The sequence below is a fragment of the Aeromonas sp. s10 genome, assembly GCF_040907975.1.
Lineage (GTDB): Bacteria > Pseudomonadota > Gammaproteobacteria > Enterobacterales > Aeromonadaceae > Aeromonas > Aeromonas caviae.
This window is the reverse complement of record NZ_JBFOCV010000017.1, coordinates 16,562-31,823: the sequence shown is the minus strand read 5'-3', so window position 1 is coordinate 31,823 and position 15,262 is coordinate 16,562. Positions and strand designations below refer to the sequence as shown.

Genomic DNA, 15,262 nt, shown 5'->3' with positions numbered 1-15,262 from the left:
GAAAACGAGGATGCTATATACTATACCCCAGTATAGTTTTATTGATCGAGAGGATCCTGCATGTCACACACGGTTCACGACAAGAAGAAGCTGCTGGCACGGGTCAGGCGCATCAAGGGGCAGACCGGTGCCCTGGAGATCGCCCTGGAACAGGAAACAGACTGCGCCGCCATCCTGCAGCAGATCGCCGCCATCCGCGGCGCCGTCAACGGCCTGATGCTGGAGGTGCTGGAGGGGCACATGCGCGAGCATCTTGGCGCCGAGGAGGCGACCCATGCCGAGCGGCTGGACGATCTGGATCAGGTGGTGAGGGTACTGCGTTCCTATCTGAAATAAGGGCGCCCGGTGATGACGGGCGCCCCTGTCAGTCGAAGTCCGCGTAGGGGGTGAGAGGCCTTGGCGGCATATCGAGATCCCCTTGCCAGGGCTTGAAGGTGTAGCGCAGGAACAGGGTGACATGGCTGGGGGCATAGTCATCCGCCTGCTGGATGTCCACCCGGCCACCGATGCGCCAGTGTTCCGTCAGCCTGTGTTCCACCACGCCATTCAGGGTGTAGCCGAATCCACTGCTGCTGCCCCCTTTCACAGGCGCATTTCTGTCTGGCAAACCGCTTGGCAACAGGCCTTCCAGCGGGTAGCGACGGCTGTCGTCGGTGCGGGCGTAGGACCAGGATCCCGATCCCCCCAGCTCCCATGACCAGTCCGGGGTACGCTGCCGGTAGCTGACCGGCACCGAGAGCGAGAAGTACCCCTGCGGGCTGTAATAACCCCCTTGTCCCAGGGTATAGCCCCCCAGATCCTGCTGGTAGTGCCACAGCATGGTGCTGAGCCCCACGCTGGCACGGCGATGGGTCTCGTTGACGAACTTGTAATAGCCCCCTCCCATGAGCCGGGTGCGCCAGTTGTCGGGCACGTTCTTGCCGGTCAGCAGGTGCTGCTGGGCGCTGCCCCAGAACCCGACGGCCCCTCCCAGATCCCGGCTGAGATCGAGGCGGACCCCGTTCGCCCGCACCCCGCCCCAGCTGATGCCCGTGCCCGGATCCACCGTTCCCCCATAGGAGAGCAGCGAGCTGCTGACGGGCCGACGCGAGAGGGTCATCCCCCACCCCAGCGTGTGCCAGTCACCGGTCAAGGTGGCGCCACCAACCCAGTCCACCACCTCGAAACCGAGGGGCGTGGTCCCCAGATCGAACGCCCAGGCCCCCCGCTGCCAGCCTGCAGCCAGGGTGGTCCCCCGGCTCTGCTGGTGCGCGTCCCCGCGGCAGTCCCTGGCCGCACAGGTACCGAACTGCGCCCGGTAAGGGGAGTCCGGCAGATCTCCGGTATCCATGTCGACCAGTTCAAGGCGGCCGAAGGCGGTACCACCGGCCAGCGACGTATCCAGCTGCGCCATCTGGGTCAGCGCCCGCAGATCCGAATAGCCCCCGGTACCGCTGGAGCCCCAATAATCGCTGTCGAGGGAGAAGGTGGTCTGGCTCTGCCGGTAATGCCTGTCGAGATCGCTGCGCAGGCCGGATGCCAGCCACCCCTCCCCATCCTGACTGCGGGCCAGCCGGGTCAGCGCCCCCCCCTCCAGATCCTCGCGGGGGGCCAGACCTGCGGCCACCAGCCCCTTGCGATCCCGCACCAGAGCCCCTTCCACATCATGCTCGGCAACGCGCTGGCGGGCGGCATCGCGCCAGAACAGCGCCGTCTGCTGGGAGGCCGGTTGCATCGCCACCAGGGGTTCGTAGTCGGTGAAGATGGCGCGGGCTGTCTCGCCCTCTCCCAGCGCCTGATAGAGATTGGCTACCCGGCGGTAGTAGTTGGCCCCCTCCGGGGGCAGCGGGCTGACCGGCCAGGCGGGCAGCCAGTGACGGGCCTTTGCCAGATCGCCCCTGGCCCTGGCCAGTTCGGCCATGCCGAGCCTGGCCTCGGGCTGTTGCGGCGTGCGGGCAAGCACCTCCTGATAGCGCTGCTCCGCCAGTGCATAGGCCCCCCGATCCGTGGCCCACTCCGCCAGCATCAGGCTCGCCTCTTCATCCGGCTGCAACGGCTGAAGCAGGCGTTCGGCCCCCTCATCATCCCCGGCCTCGTGACTCGCCCTCGCCCTGGCGAGCACCTCGTCACGGGCGAGGCGCCGATCCAGCGCATCCATGTCCTGTGTCCAGCCGGACCTAGGGATGGCGGCCAGCACCCCTCTCGCCTCCACCGTCTTGTCCTGCCCCGAGAGATAGAGGGCGGTGGCGTAGCGCAGGGTGGCGTCCTGGGGCCGCGCCGCCAGCCGTTCCCGCAAGAGCCGCTCCCCGCTCCCGGCTTCCCCGAGACGGGCCCGGGTATCGGCCACTCGATAGGCCAGCCACACCTCTTCCGGGGTCAGCGCAAGTGCCTGCTCGCGAAGGCGCAGCGCCGCCGCCACCTTGCCGGCCCGATCGAGCTGATCGGCCTCCTCCTGCAACAGCCCGGCCTTGAGCCGCCGCCCTTCGGCCTGCATCCCGGGGGGGCCCTGCTGCTCCAGCAGGGCCAGAGCACGCGCCGGATCCTGCTCCTTGTAGAGATCGAACAGGCGGGCCAGTGCCCGCTCCCGCGCGCTCCCCATGGCGAGCGCCTTGCGGTAGGCGGACTCCGCGTCGGCATCGCGATGGCGGCCACGCTCGCTGTCTCCGAGCCCCAGCCAGGCTTCGGGCTCACGCCCATCCTGGGCGATGGCACGGCGATACAGGGTCGCCGCCTCATCCCACTGCTCCCGTTCCAGGGCGCTGCGCCCCTGGCTCACCAGCAGCCAGTAGCGGTTGGTGGCCAGCAGGCTGCGCCATTTGTCCTTGTCGGTCACCTCGGGGTGTGCCAGCACCCGTTCAAACTGGGCGATGGCCAGCGCTCGCTGATCGTTGCGGGAGTAGGCCTGCCCCAGGGCCCCCATGAGTTCGGGATCCCCCGGGTTGGCAGCCAGGGCACGCGGCAAGCGGGAGATGGAGGCACCACCTCCCGCCGTGCTTGCGAGCGCCGACTGGCGTGCGCGATAGGCAGGCGAGGCCCACTTCTCCTCCTGGGTAGCGAGCAGCTGTTCCGCCTTGGTGGTATCCCCCTCGCCAAAGAGCACCATGTACTCCTGCAAGGCAGCGATACTCCCGGGCCCGATGGGCAGGGATTCGATGTCCGCGAGCCAGATCTCGGCGGCCTCGTCCCGTTGATAGGGATCTCGCGCCATCTCGCGCAACAGGTTCTGCGCCCCCTGGCGCCGACCGTCCGCCAGATAGAGGCGAGCCAGCCCGCCCCGCACTCTGGGCTCACCCGGATATTGCCGGTTGAGTGCCTCCAGGGCTGCCAGCCCCTTCGCCTTCATGGCCGGGATCCGTGTCTGCAACAGGGCATAATCCACCGCCACGTCGAGATTGGGGGGCAAATCACCGGAGAACAGGGAGCGATAGAGACGCTCGGCCTCCTCCAGCCTGCCGGCGCTGGTCAGCAGCCTGGCTTGTTGCAGTTGCTGGCGCCTGGCCGGTTCGTTCAGGGCCAGGTTGGCCATGCCCTGACGATAGAGCGCAGAGTCGGGGTCTTGCTTGCCAAGGCGGGCAAGCAGTGCCCCGGCCTCCTTGACCTTGCCCTGGCGCAGGGCCTGACGGGCCTGGGCTGCCAGCAGCTCCGGATGATCGGGCTCCACCAGGGAGAGGGAATAGAGGCTGTTGCTGACGAGATCTTCCCGCCCACGAGCCTCGCCAATCCTGACCTGCTCCAGCAGCCAGGCCACCGGCTGTACCGTCCCTTGCGCCAGGGCTCCGCTCATCAGGCAGGCGAGCAGGCACCCCAGGGTCACTCTGCCTGACATGACTCGCTCCAATCCGGCTGCAGGGTACCGTCGGCGGCAAAGCGATAACGCCCCTGATCCCAGCCTGCGCCGAACAGGGTCAGCACGCTGCCGTAGTAGGCATCCGCATCCAGCCCGTGATCGGAGACCTGCTTGCGCAAGGTGACCTGCGCCGGCAAGCCCCGTGACAGGGGCAGGAGGGCGGCGGCAAAGCCGCTCGGCCCCTTGCCCTGAACCTGGCCGCTCAGGCTGGAGACCCGCTCGGGAAGATGACCCGATTCGGTCAGCTGCGCCAGCATGGGGGCAAAATGGGCCACCAGGGAAGCCCTGGCGGGATCCTCCTCGCTCAGCATGCCGAGCCAGAGATAGACGCGGATGGCGTCATAGCCACCGGTGTCGCCCTTGTCCGCCGTCACCTGCCATCCCTTGTCGGCCTGCCAGTCCACCCAGTCCGGGGCAAAGCCACGGGGCGCACTCTCCTGCAACAGCTTGGGCAAGAGGGCCCGCATCTCGCCCCAGGGCCCCTGGAAGGAGGCGAATCTGGCCAGCAGTTGTGGAGGCAGATAGCTGGGATTGAGGGTCCAGCGTCCCTCCCCCTCATAGCCTTTCGCCCCGGGCTGCAACACGGGGCCGAGACCCGGCAGCGTGGCGACCTCTTCCCGGGCGATGCGGCGCAGCAACAGGGTGCCGAGGGCAGAGTAGCTGTGGTTGTCCCACAGGCGACCTGCCTCCAGCAGGCTGTAGGCTATCCAGAAATCCGAATCGGACGCGCTGTTCGCGTCCAGCACGCCCCAGTTGCCGTCCTGCTGCCTGCCCCAGAGCCAGGATGGCAGGAAGCCGGTCAGATCCCCTCGGGCGAGCTGCCGCTCCGTCCAGTCGAGCAGGCGGGCAAAGGTCTCCCTGTCATCGTTGACCAGGGCGAAGAAGAGGGCATAGCTCTGGCCTTCCGAGGTGGTGATGCGGCGCCCCTCGGCAGGGTCGATGACCCTGCCCTCTTCGCTGATGTAGTGCTGGCGAAAGTGATCCCACTCCGGCCAGTGGCAGACGGCCTGCGCCGGGAGGGAACAAAGGGCCCAGAGGAGCAGGGCACCACAGACATTTTTCATCTGAGTCATCTCTTAATCTTCCTTCAGACGGCGGCGGCTGGCACTGGCAAGCAGCACCCGCAGGCCCCAGCCCAGTACCAGCATGCAGAGCAGGGTCAGCCCGGCAAGACGCACCGGATAACGGGCAAACAGTTGCCAGAGACGCTCCCACCACGGCAGGTAGCCCACCTCGTAGCGATCCCCCACCACCAGGCTCTTCACCCCGGATTCCCGGATGATGGCCACCGAGCCTGCCACCTGATCGCGTAGGGTCCGGGTCTGCAGGGCATCATTGAGCAATGTGACCCCCGCCGGCCCATCCGCCAGCAAGGCCACCAGGCTGCGCTGATCATGGGTCGGCGATTGCAGCCCCAGGATGACGGCGATGGCCCGATTGCCCGTCATGCCCACCCGGGCCTGGGGCTGGCGATCGGCCATGGTGTGCAGCAGATCCCCCTTGTGCTGGCGGGTTGGCTCGTTGACCCAGCTGCGCGTGGATTGCAGCAGGGCGTCGGGGGCCAGATCCCCTCGAAACTCCTCCGGCAGGGTGCCGATGAGCAGGGTGTCCCGATCCGCGGTGCGCGCTCGCTCCCAGTCGTCCAGAACCTGCAGGGAGAGCGCCGGATACCCGGTCTCGGCCCCGATGGCACCGACGGCATCGAGCAAGGTGGTGATCTGCCCGGGATGGGGTCTGGCCGGCATGACAATCTGGGTGTCGGCGAGATCCGCCATCCGGCTGAACGGGAAGCCGGCATAGGCGAACGCCTTGAGGTCGGGCATCTCGATGAAGTGACGATAGCCGGTGAAGTCGATGGTGGAGCCCTCGTCGATGCGCACCTGATGGGCAGGCGGCATCACCAGGTCGCAACGGCCATCCTCCGTTCCTCCCATGTATTGCTGGGCATACTCGAACGAGAAGCTCAGGCTGTTGGCCTGGGTGGTCTTGAGCCCGGGCATGCGCAGTGCCATGGTGTCGCCATCGTCGGCAAACCAGAGCGGCAGGGTCAGCAACCGCTCACTCTTGACCTCGCCGGGCTCGAGCGTGAACGACTTCATGAGCTGGCCGTTGACCCCCACATCCAGCCGGGAACCGTCGCGCAGGGTGGGCGAGGTATGGTGATACTTCAGCTCCGTCCTGATGCCGTTCTCCCCCAGCAGATAGAGATCCGGCGGCAGGCGCAGCGTCAGGTTCATGGGCCACAGCGTGCGTCCCGTTGCCTGCAACTGGCCCGGGTACTCCGTGAGCTCATCAAAGCGCATCTTGCGATCCAGTCGCACCCAGTTCGGGGCATCGTAGGGTTGACGCGGGGAGAGCGGCTTCACCTCGTCCACCATGACGCTCTGGCCACGCAGCATGACATCGCCTCGCGCCAGCCCCTGCACCGCCGTCAGCAGATCCTGCTGATCCCGCCCCAGGATCAGCAGCAGCTTCACATAGGGATTGCCGGGGGAGCTGATCATGTCGATGGTGGGCCCCTTCACCTCGGGATAGTCCACCAGGAAATCGGGGCGCGCGTCATTGGTGGCAAAGATCACGGCGTTGCGATCCGGCAACTGGTTGATGAGCACCGGGAAATGCTGGCCCCGCCACTGGGCCTTGGTGCCGAACCAGGAGGCCAGCACCGCCGCCGCCTGCTGCTGCTCCGGGGGCACTGAGCCCGTGAACACCATGGGCAGAGTCAGCTTGCCATTGTCCCGCACGTCGAGGAACGGCATGGGGAAGAAGGAGAGCTCGTTGCGCACCGGCAGGGTCTGCAACTGCAGGGTCAGCTTGCTGTCCCGGTTGACGTTGAGCCAGAGGGTATCGCTCGCCGGGTTCTCGCACACTTTCTGATAGTGGCCGACGAAGCTCACCTTGAGGCGGTTGAAATCCTTGGCATAGCGGGGATCCAGCTCGATGCTGGCATGGGTCATCGTCCCCATCTGATCCTGGTTGAGGGCCGTCACCCCCATCAGCTCGTCATTGAGATAGACCTTGACCTGGGAGATGAGCGGCAGCAGGGAGGGCGATGGCGTGAAGTTCAGGTCCAGGGTGGCCCGGGTCACCACCTCGTCCCGCCGCACGGTGAAGTCGGCCAGTCCGTCTGGCGCATTGCCGCGCAGGGACAGGGTGCCTGGCGATGATGCCATCTGTTCGAAGCTCATCCCCTGGGTGCGCACCGGAGCGGGAACAGGCGGCAGGGGGCCGACGGCCTCGGCGGCGGTCGCACCCTGAGCCATCAGCAGGAGAGGAATAAGGTAGCGTTGTGGTTTCATCATCCTTTCACTGTCTGTGAGGTCGGAGTCCCGGCCCGGAAATCTGGGGAGACGCGACGGGGAACGAAGGAGAGGAGCCAGCGAGCCAGCTTCTCGAGGAGGATACAAACAAAGCCGATGGGTGAGGTACGGGCCAGACGCCAGTAAGCCCCCCAGCCGAGCAGGGTAATGTCGATCAGGCTGTGGAGGGGGCGATCCTTGCCCAGACGCTGCTGCCACAGGGACCAGGTATCGGCCCGGGCGAAGGTGCACTGGATGAACTCGACATGCTGCGCCTGCGCCATGGGTTCCAGCTCCAGTCCCAGCTTGCAGCCGAACACCCGCTGCACCTTGGCGGCGAACGCCTGCTCCCGCTGGTCATGGCGCAGCAGCAACCAGACCCTCTCCTTGTCGGCCAGGGGCAGGGGCGCCTCGAGCAGCACCCCGACCCCCCCGTTGGAGTAATCCCTGACGGTACAGGGGTAGAGGTGACCGTTCGCCAGCCTGATGGCCGCCGGCATCACCATCTCCACCCTGGGGTTGGCACGGACCTGGCGCGACTCGAAGGCCACCGCCAGGGCGCCGCCCAGTATGGTCATGTTGTAGAGGGTCCAGATCATGCTGAGGATCAGGGTCGGCACCTCGTCGGCAGGGCCGGTGCCGATGCGCCAGAGGCCGAACCCCAGCCCGCACAGATTGAGCAGGATCAGCAGCAGATAGGGGCGGGAGGCCGACAGATCGAGGAACACCTCCTCCGTCATCCCCCCCTTGGCAGTCACGTTGAACGTCCCCTTGTGAGGTGCAAAGAGCGCCACCGTGGTCGGCCTGGCGATGTACCAGGCCAGCACCGTCTCATAGACCTCGCCCCAGAAGGAGTGGCGCACCTTGCCCTGCAACCGGGAGTTGGTCAGAGCGCTGTGGAAGATGTGCGGCAACATGTAGAGGGCGATGGCCGCCGCCGGGGCATAGATGATGTAGGCGTGCAGGATCAGGAAGGCGAGCGGCGCCGTCAGGAAGATGAGCCTCGGTATGCCCGAGAGGAAATGCAGCATGGCATTGAAGTAGCACAGCCGCTGCCCCAGCTTGAGCCCCTTGCCGAAGAGAGGGTTGTCCAGACGCAGGATCTGCACCATGCCGCGCGCCCACCGGATGCGCTGACCGATGTGGGCAGAGAGGCTTTCGGTGGCCAGCCCCGCCGCCAGCGGGATCCGGATATAGGCCGAGGTGTAGCCGAGGCGGTGCAGCCGCAGGGAGGTGTGGGCATCCTCGGTGACCGTCTCCACCGCGATGCCGCCGATCTCGTCAAGGGCAGTGCGCTTGATGACGGCGCAGGAACCGCAGAAGAAGCTGGCATCCCACATGTCGTTGCCATCCTGCACCAGGCCGTAGAAGAGAGCCCCCTCGTTCGGCATCTTGCGAAACCGTTGCAGGTTGTGTTCGAACGGATCGGCGGAGAAGAAGTGGTGGGGGGTCTGGACCACGCCCAGACGGGGATCCCGGTAGAACCAGCCCACCGTCATCTGCAGGAAGGAGCGGGTCGGCAGGTGGTCACAGTCGAAGATGGCGACCAGCTCCCCGGTGGCCATCTTGAGGGCGTGATTGATGTTGCCCGCCTTGGCGTGCTCATGGGTCGACCGGGCCACATAGCGGATCCCGGCCTCCTCGGCGAAGTCTCGAAACGCTGCCCGCCCCCCGTCGTCAAGCAGCCAGATGGTCAGCTTGTCGGCGGGCCAGTCGAGCCCCATGGCGGCGTAGACAGTCCCCTTCACGATGGCGAGATCCTCGTTGTAGGTGGGGATCATCAGATCCACGCTGGGCCACTGGGCCGGATCCGCCGGCAGTTGTGCCGGAGGGCGGTGCAGGGGCCATGCGGTCTGCCAGTAGCCGAGCAGCAGCACCAGCCAGGCATAGGTCTCGGCGGCCAGCAGCAGCAGGCCGCAGGCCAGGCTGACGGGATCGAACCAGTCGAGGGTCGAGGTGTAGCGCCACCAGATGTAGCGGCAGGAGATGGTGAGGGAGAGCACCATCATCATCAGCATGGGATAACGGCCCGGCACGGCCCGCAGGATGAAGGCCATGGCCGCCAGCAGGAGGACGAACACCAGCTGCGCCTGCAGGGTGAACGGCTGGGTGACGCAGAGCAGGGAGAGGCTCCCGGCCACCACGCAGAGCAGCACGCTCTTCCAGCGTGCCTCGCGGGGCGTGGCCCTGGCGGCGGCCAGCCCTTTCTCCTCCTGGCGGGCCAGGAAGGCGCCGAGAGTCTGTGTGCCCCGGTGCCAGATCCGCTGCCAGGAGGCAGGCCAGCGCAGGGGGATGGGCTGTGGGCGACGCACTATCATCCAGAGGCTCTGCAACAGAACGCGCAGGGGATCCCCCACCCGGGGGTGCGTCAGCTGGGGATAGAGCCCCCGGGCATGGCCCAGCACCCATTGCCAGCCATGACGCTCGAGGGGGAAGAGAGCCCAGGCCAGCAGCCAGCCCAGGGTCAATGCGGCCGCCCCCGGGCGGGAAGCCCCCCGCTCACGCAGTGCGCGATAGCGCTGCGAGCACCAGAGGCCCGCAGCCGGCGTCAGCAGCCGCACTCTCATCGGGGGGCCTCCCCCTCTGCCAGACACCAGGTCGCCAGGGCGGCCAGCTCGTGGGCAACCAGACTGGTGGGGGCATAGCGGCCGACCGGCAGCTTGGCGGCCATGGCCTCCGCCATGGCTTCGTCCCTGTGCAGATGAAGATTGAGCAGAGGGAGCCCCCCTGCCAGCCAGAGATCCAGCAACCCCTGCTGCAGGGCCCGCTGGCTGGAGAACTGGGTCACCAGCAGACGCTCATCGGCCGCCCAGGGGTGGCGGTGAAGCCGCACATGGCAGTTGGCATCCGCATTGACCACCAGCAAGCGCCTGCAGGGAATGACGGGGACCATGCCCAGGGGCAGATCCAGCAGCACCAGATCATAGCCATCGATCCCCGCCAGCCACTCGGCCGACGCCCCCTCCCCCCCGCCATGGGAGAGCAGATCCAGTCCCTCCTCCCGGCGGTGAAGCGCACCTCGCCACTCCCGCGCCGGCTGGGTCAGCCGACTCCAGCCTCCCGGATCGTCATGGGGCAGGCCAAGGTGGATGCCAAGCTGGTTGTCCGGGCAGAGATCCACCGCCAGTACCCTTGCCCCCTGCTCATGGGCAGCCTGGGCCAGTCCGGCCACGATGGCGGTGGTCCCCACACCTCCCCGGATCCCCTGCAGGGCGATCACCTTCATGCAGACCTCCCCTCGCCAGTCCCCTCGGGCCCTTTCACTGCCACCTCCGCCAGCAGGGGGAAGCGTGCGCACAAGGCGGCGAGCCGCTCCCTGGCGGCAATATCCTGATAGGAGAGGCTGACACCAAAGGCCTGCTGGACCATGGCCACGTCATTGATCACCGTGCCCTCCACTGGGACGCCGAAGGGGGTCTGCATGTCTGATTGCCGTTCGCTGCGCATCGTCACTTCCGGTCTCATTGGGGATAGGGGACCCAGTCCCCCTGCCCCAGCTTGATGTGGTACTTGCCCTGATATTCGATCACCACCGAGCCCTGGTTCTCGGACACCAGCGGGGTCTGCGGCAGGTCGCCCAGCAGGGCATCCCAATCAATGGTCTCGCTCCCGAACACATCCTTCCCCACCAGCCTGGAGACCAGTTCTGATACCGCCAGGAAGCTGCTGGGGGTGTCCACGTTGCGGGTCGCTTCATGGGGCGCCTTGGTACCGAGCAGGGCAATCCCCACCGGCACCTGGGTGATGCTCGGGCTGGGAATGTCCCGCAGCCCGGCCATCTGCATCTTGTCGCCGGTGAGAGCGGCGCCGTGCTCAGGCACCATCACCACGGCCACCTTGCGGCCGGATTGCTCCAGCGTCGTCATGAAGTCGTCCAGCTGATCCAGCAGGGTCTTGAGCCTCTCCTTGTAGGGCGCTATCTGGCGGCTCGCCACATAGCGGTTGCCATCGTGCAGGGCGATGAGGTTGAAGAAGGTGATGTTGCGTGCCGCCTGACTCTGTGTCCGCTCGTTCAGCCAGCGGCCGAACAGGGCATCCCCGCGATAGATGGGTTCGCCATCGAAGGAGGCGAGATCATGGGCCAGCCCCTTCTTGTCCATGGGGGTCACATCCAGCCCGGCATACTGCTGCAGGCCGGTCAGGTAGTTGCCAAAATCCCCCGAGTGATCCATGGCCACCTGTTTGGCAAAGCCGAGCTGGGCCAGATTCTCGAACAGCAGACACTGCTTCGGCGCCGTCACATAGAGCCCCTGGTGGCTGGTCTGCCCGCAACTGGCCCGCAGCAGGCGAATGGAGCTCGGGCCGCTGTAGGAGGTGGCGGAGTTGAAGCGGTTGAAGCGAATGTCGAAGTGGGACCAGACCGGATGCCCGCTCAGGCCGCTCGCCTCCACGTCATGCCAGGCCAGGGAGCAGACATTGATGATGAGCACATCGAAGGGGGTCGCCTGGGCTGGCAGGCTCTCCGGGAAGTGCACCAGTCTCTCCTGCTCCTCCCGATAGAAGTCATCGAGATAGGCGTTGAGGTTCTCGTTGGTCGGCGGGGCACTCTGGTCAAGCTGCTCCTCCATGGGCAGCACTGAAGAGCGGGTCTCCTCCCGGGACGTGTTCAGGGCATGCTCGCTCGCCCCCTTGCTGCTCGCGAAGGGATTGCTCACCTGGGGCGAGACCCAGAGCCAGAGCAGCGCCAGCAGGATCCAGGGGGTGAAGCGCAGCCACTGGGCGATGAAGAGGTAGAGGGTCAGCATCACGAAGCCGATACCCACCATCTCCCAGTTGATGAAGCGCCCGAGCAGCTCCAGCCAGTAGTCCAGGGTGAAGGAGAAGACCTGGCTGCCCTGATCGAGAATGCTCTCTATCCCCGGCAACCAGGTGTCGTGATAGAAGATCCCCACCCCGATGGGCAGCGCCAGCCAGTGCCGGAGGCGCCGCAGCCCCGCCCCGGGCAGGGGAAAGATCAGGAAGGCGGCAAACACCAGGTTAATCAGCGGGTGAAAATTGAGGTATCCCCCCCAGAGCAGGGCGAACTTGGCAAGAAAATAGACATTCCAGCCACCCAGGCCGTGCCAGTCCAGCCAGGGGGAATCGGCATCAGAAACATGTCGGGTCATCGGCGATGAGTCACCTGTTATCGTGGGCCCCCCGAAGGGGCCGGGCACACTGCAATGGTTGTCAAAAGAATAGCCTGACTATTATGCAACTATTAATTTGTCTCAGGTGGCGCTGAACCTGACTCCCCCGGATGGGTGTAAGGGGAATGAGAGGGGCCGTATGTATCCATATATTATCCAAACGATCCCGATAAGGCAGCCTTCTCTGACAAAATGGGGGGAACGTGCAGACGGGATGCAGGATCCTGACAAGGGCCCCGCGCTTACCACTGCGACAGACTTTGTCAGCCCTGTCGCCATCTCGAACAACTTGAGGCCACCTCTGGATTGCGCCATCATATCGGCCCGGCTGATGGCCGGCCGAATTGGACAGTCAACTTCAAGGACCCCCCATGTTTGAACACGTCGATGCCTATGCTGGCGACCCCATACTGACGCTAGTCGAGACCTTCCATAAAGATACCCGCGAGCAGAAGGTGAACCTGGGGATTGGCCTCTATTACGACGAGCAGGGCCGCATTCCGCTGCTGCCGTCGGTGCAGCAGGCCGAAGCGCAGCGCGCCGCCGCCCCGGCCCCGCGCCCCTACCAGCCGATGGAAGGCGCCGCCAACTACCGCACTGCGGTGCAGCACCTGCTGTTTGGCGCCGAGCACGAAGCGGTCAAGGCGGGTCGCATCGCCACCATCCAGACCATCGGCGGCTCCGGCGCCCTGAAGATCGGTGCCGATCTGCTCAAGCGCTACTTCCCGACCTCCGAGGTGTGGGTCAGCAATCCCACCTGGGACAACCACAAGGCGATGTTCGAGGGGGCCGGCATCAAGGTGCACGACTACCCCTATTACGATGCGGCCACCGGCGGCGTGCAGTTCGACGCCATGATCGACTGCCTGAGCAGCCTGCCTGCGAAAAGCATCGTGCTGCTGCACCCCTGCTGCCACAACCCGACCGGGGTGGATCTCTCCCGCGCCCAGTGGGACCAGGTGATCGCCCTGGTGGTCGAGAAGAACCTGATCCCCTTCATGGACATAGCCTATCAGGGCTTCGGTGACGGGCTGGAAGAGGATGCCTATGCCATCCGCGCCATGGTGGCCGCCGGTGTCAGCTTCTTCGTCAGCAACTCCTTCTCCAAGAACCTCTCCTTCTACGGCGAGCGCTGCGGCGGCCTGTCGGTCATCTGCCAGGATGCCGAAGAGGCGAGCCGGGTGCTCGGCCAGATGAAGGCCACCGTGCGCCGCAACTACTCCAGCCCCCCCACCCACGGCGGTCAGATCACCGCGGCTGTGATGAGCCAGCCCGAACTGCACGCCATGTGGGTCGGTGAGGTGACCGAGATGCGCACCCGCATCAAGGCCATGCGCCAGAAGCTGTTCGAGGTGCTGAGTGCCAAGGTGCCGGGCCGCGACTTCAGTTACTTCATCAACCAGCGCGGCATGTTCAGCTACACCGGCTTCACGCCGGAGCAGGTGGACCGCCTTCGGGAAGAGTTCGCCGTCTACCTGGTGCGCTCCGGTCGCATGTGCGTGGCGGGCCTCAACAGCCGCAACGTCGACTACGTGGCCGACGCCATGGCCGCCGTGCTCAAGGGCTAAGCCCGCAAGCCCCGCTCAGGCGGGGCTTTTCATTTGTCCCCTTGCCCGTGGAACCGTGATGGATCTCATTGCCCTCTCCCGCCTCGGCGGTCGCCACCTGGTGACCCTGCATCTGCTGCTCGACACCCGCAGTGTCACCCGCAGCGCCGAGCGCCTCTGCACCACCCCCTCCACTGTCAGCAAGACCCTCAACCAGTTGCGCGAACTGCTGGGGGATCAACTGCTCTACCGCCAGGGCAACCAGTTGCTGCTGACCCCGTTTGCCGAACGCCTCGGCCCGACGCTGCGCCGCCTGCTGGGGGAGCTCAACGGCCTCACCAGCCAGGAAGGATTTGCCCCTGCCAACTGGCAGGGGGAGCTGAACCTGGCGATGCGGGAGAGCAGCATGATCTGGCCCATGGGGGCCGTACTGGGTCAGTTGATGCAGGAGGTGCCGGGGCTGATGCCCGTCGTGCGTAACAAGGACGAGCAGGGACTGGCTGCTCTGGCGGCGGGCAAGCTCGACTTCGTGATCCTGCCCCACGATCAGAGCCAGCCCGGGGTCAATCAGTCCGGCCTCGTCTGGGAAACCTTGCGGGAGGACGAGCTGGTCTGCCTGATGCGCGCGGAACATCCGGCGTTGATGTGCCCCTGGGATCTCGATGCCTACCTGAGCTGGCGCCACATCGCCATTCGCGATCAGGAGCTGGCCGATCCCTTCTTCGAGCAGAGTCTGGCCCAGCGCCAGGTACGGCGCAGACTGGGGGCCACCCTGCCGGATTTTGGCAGCGCCGCCGCCCTGCTGCGCCAGAGCGATCTCATTCTCACGGCCGTGAAGGGCTGGGCTACCCGGGCTTGTACCCAGGGGCTGGTGAGCCGCCCCGTTCCCTTCGATTACGGCGCCGTGACCCACAGCCTGGTGTGGTATGGCCCCCTGGGGGAAGATCCCGCCCTGCGCTGGTTCCGTCAGCGCATCCTGCAACTGGCCCGGGAGCTGGACGCCCCACAATGATGCCTGGTGGCAGGACTCAGGGCTTCTTGGTATAGATGGGGCCTGGGAAAGAGGTGACGTTGTTGCCCAGTTCGGTGATGCGGGCGGCCCCCTGCTTGCGCACCTGATCGACCCGCAGCACGTGGTGCATGGGAATAAGGGTGCGGGTGACGTCGGCAAATTCGCTCTTCAGCTTCTCGTGGCTGGGGTCGACGATGAGCGCCGTGTGGTTGTCCCACACGAAGTGGGCGATCTCGATGAAGCCGAACAGCTGGCCCTGATTCACCTCTCTTACATAGACTTCGTAACGCTCGCTGTGACAAATGAACTGCACTCGATAAAGGGCGTTGGATTCACTCATGGGTATCTGTTGGTGATGGACGGTTTGTCCATTCTAGCCGTCCCCTCGGACAGCCCCTATAGACAGAGTTCACAGTTGCGTCATATCGGGTCTCAGCATCCCGACGTGC

At 65.7% G+C, this 15,262-nt stretch carries 11 protein-coding genes; 3 read left to right on the top strand and 8 right to left on the bottom strand.

Annotated elements, in window-relative coordinates:
• Positions 1 to 60: 60 nt before the first annotated feature.
• Positions 61 to 336, top strand: a complete 276-nt coding sequence (locus tag AB5Y59_RS04740) for a metal/formaldehyde-sensitive transcriptional repressor (RefSeq protein WP_041210999.1) — start codon at positions 61 to 63, stop codon at positions 334 to 336.
• A 28-nt stretch (positions 337 to 364) separates the two neighbouring features.
• Here AB5Y59_RS04740 and bcsC read toward each other — a convergent pair whose 3' ends face one another.
• From bcsC to bcsG, 7 genes are read right to left on the bottom strand one after another with little or no spacing between them, the layout of a single operon-like run.
• Positions 365 to 3,805, bottom strand: a complete 3,441-nt coding sequence (bcsC, locus tag AB5Y59_RS04735; RefSeq protein ID WP_368211564.1) for a cellulose synthase complex outer membrane protein BcsC — start codon at positions 3,803 to 3,805, stop codon at positions 365 to 367.
• Positions 3,790 to 4,899, bottom strand: a complete 1,110-nt coding sequence (bcsZ, locus tag AB5Y59_RS04730) for a cellulose synthase complex periplasmic endoglucanase BcsZ (RefSeq protein ID WP_286700725.1) — start codon at positions 4,897 to 4,899, stop codon at positions 3,790 to 3,792. The genes bcsC and bcsZ overlap by 16 nt, the downstream gene beginning before the upstream one ends.
• Positions 4,900 to 4,902: 3 nt before the next feature.
• A complete protein-coding gene (bcsB, locus tag AB5Y59_RS04725; RefSeq protein WP_286700726.1) occupies positions 4,903 to 7,125 on the bottom strand; it encodes a cellulose biosynthesis cyclic di-GMP-binding regulatory protein BcsB in 2,223 nt (740 codons plus the stop codon).
• The gene (gene bcsA, locus AB5Y59_RS04720) at positions 7,125 to 9,692 is read right to left on the bottom strand and encodes a UDP-forming cellulose synthase catalytic subunit (RefSeq protein ID WP_368211563.1); all 2,568 of its coding nucleotides are present in this window, start codon (positions 9,690 to 9,692) and stop codon (positions 7,125 to 7,127) included. The genes bcsB and bcsA overlap by 1 nt, the downstream gene beginning before the upstream one ends.
• A complete protein-coding gene (gene bcsQ, locus AB5Y59_RS04715; RefSeq protein WP_139736406.1) occupies positions 9,689 to 10,351 on the bottom strand; it encodes a cellulose biosynthesis protein BcsQ in 663 nt (220 codons plus the stop codon). Before bcsQ ends, bcsA begins: the two co-directional genes overlap by 4 nt.
• On the bottom strand, positions 10,348 to 10,572 hold the full coding sequence (bcsR, locus tag AB5Y59_RS04710) for a cellulose biosynthesis protein BcsR (RefSeq protein WP_010672842.1): 225 nt from the start codon (positions 10,570 to 10,572) through the stop codon (positions 10,348 to 10,350). The genes bcsQ and bcsR overlap by 4 nt, the downstream gene beginning before the upstream one ends.
• Positions 10,573 to 10,586: 14 nt before the next feature.
• Entirely contained in the window at positions 10,587 to 12,233 is a 1,647-nt protein-coding gene (gene bcsG, locus AB5Y59_RS04705; protein WP_368211562.1) for a cellulose biosynthesis protein BcsG, read from the bottom strand.
• Positions 12,234 to 12,625: 392 nt separating this feature from the next.
• On the opposite strand from bcsG, the gene AB5Y59_RS04700 reads away from it, so the two are divergent.
• Entirely contained in the window at positions 12,626 to 13,822 is a 1,197-nt protein-coding gene (locus AB5Y59_RS04700) for an amino acid aminotransferase (protein WP_102949194.1), read from the top strand.
• A gap of 58 nt (positions 13,823 to 13,880) precedes the next feature.
• A complete protein-coding gene (locus AB5Y59_RS04695; RefSeq protein WP_368211561.1) occupies positions 13,881 to 14,813 on the top strand; it encodes a LysR family transcriptional regulator in 933 nt (310 codons plus the stop codon).
• A 16-nt stretch (positions 14,814 to 14,829) separates the two neighbouring features.
• Here AB5Y59_RS04695 and AB5Y59_RS04690 read toward each other — a convergent pair whose 3' ends face one another.
• Positions 14,830 to 15,153: a DUF1820 family protein gene (locus AB5Y59_RS04690; protein WP_010672837.1), complete on the bottom strand. Its 324-nt coding sequence runs from the start codon at positions 15,151 to 15,153 to the stop codon at positions 14,830 to 14,832.
• Between the last annotated feature and the right edge of the window lie 109 nt (positions 15,154 to 15,262).

Excerpts from the sequence above, each read along its gene's own strand:
- AB5Y59_RS04740 (WP_041210999.1), top strand. The coding sequence starts at position 61 with ATGTCACACACGGTTCACGACAAGAAGAAGCTGCTGGCACGGGTCAGG.
- bcsC (WP_368211564.1), bottom strand. The coding sequence starts at position 3,805 with ATGTCAGGCAGAGTGACCCTGGGGTGCCTGCTCGCCTGCCTGATGAGC.
- bcsZ (WP_286700725.1), bottom strand. The coding sequence starts at position 4,899 with ATGACTCAGATGAAAAATGTCTGTGGTGCCCTGCTCCTCTGGGCCCTT.
- bcsB (WP_286700726.1), bottom strand. The coding sequence starts at position 7,125 with ATGAAACCACAACGCTACCTTATTCCTCTCCTGCTGATGGCTCAGGGT.
- bcsA (WP_368211563.1), bottom strand. The coding sequence starts at position 9,692 with ATGAGAGTGCGGCTGCTGACGCCGGCTGCGGGCCTCTGGTGCTCGCAG.
- bcsQ (WP_139736406.1), bottom strand. The coding sequence starts at position 10,351 with ATGAAGGTGATCGCCCTGCAGGGGATCCGGGGAGGTGTGGGGACCACC.
- bcsR (WP_010672842.1), bottom strand. The coding sequence starts at position 10,572 with ATGCGCAGCGAACGGCAATCAGACATGCAGACCCCCTTCGGCGTCCCA.
- bcsG (WP_368211562.1), bottom strand. The coding sequence starts at position 12,233 with ATGACCCGACATGTTTCTGATGCCGATTCCCCCTGGCTGGACTGGCAC.
- AB5Y59_RS04700 (WP_102949194.1), top strand. The coding sequence starts at position 12,626 with ATGTTTGAACACGTCGATGCCTATGCTGGCGACCCCATACTGACGCTA.
- AB5Y59_RS04695 (WP_368211561.1), top strand. The coding sequence starts at position 13,881 with ATGGATCTCATTGCCCTCTCCCGCCTCGGCGGTCGCCACCTGGTGACC.
- AB5Y59_RS04690 (WP_010672837.1), bottom strand. The coding sequence starts at position 15,153 with ATGAGTGAATCCAACGCCCTTTATCGAGTGCAGTTCATTTGTCACAGC.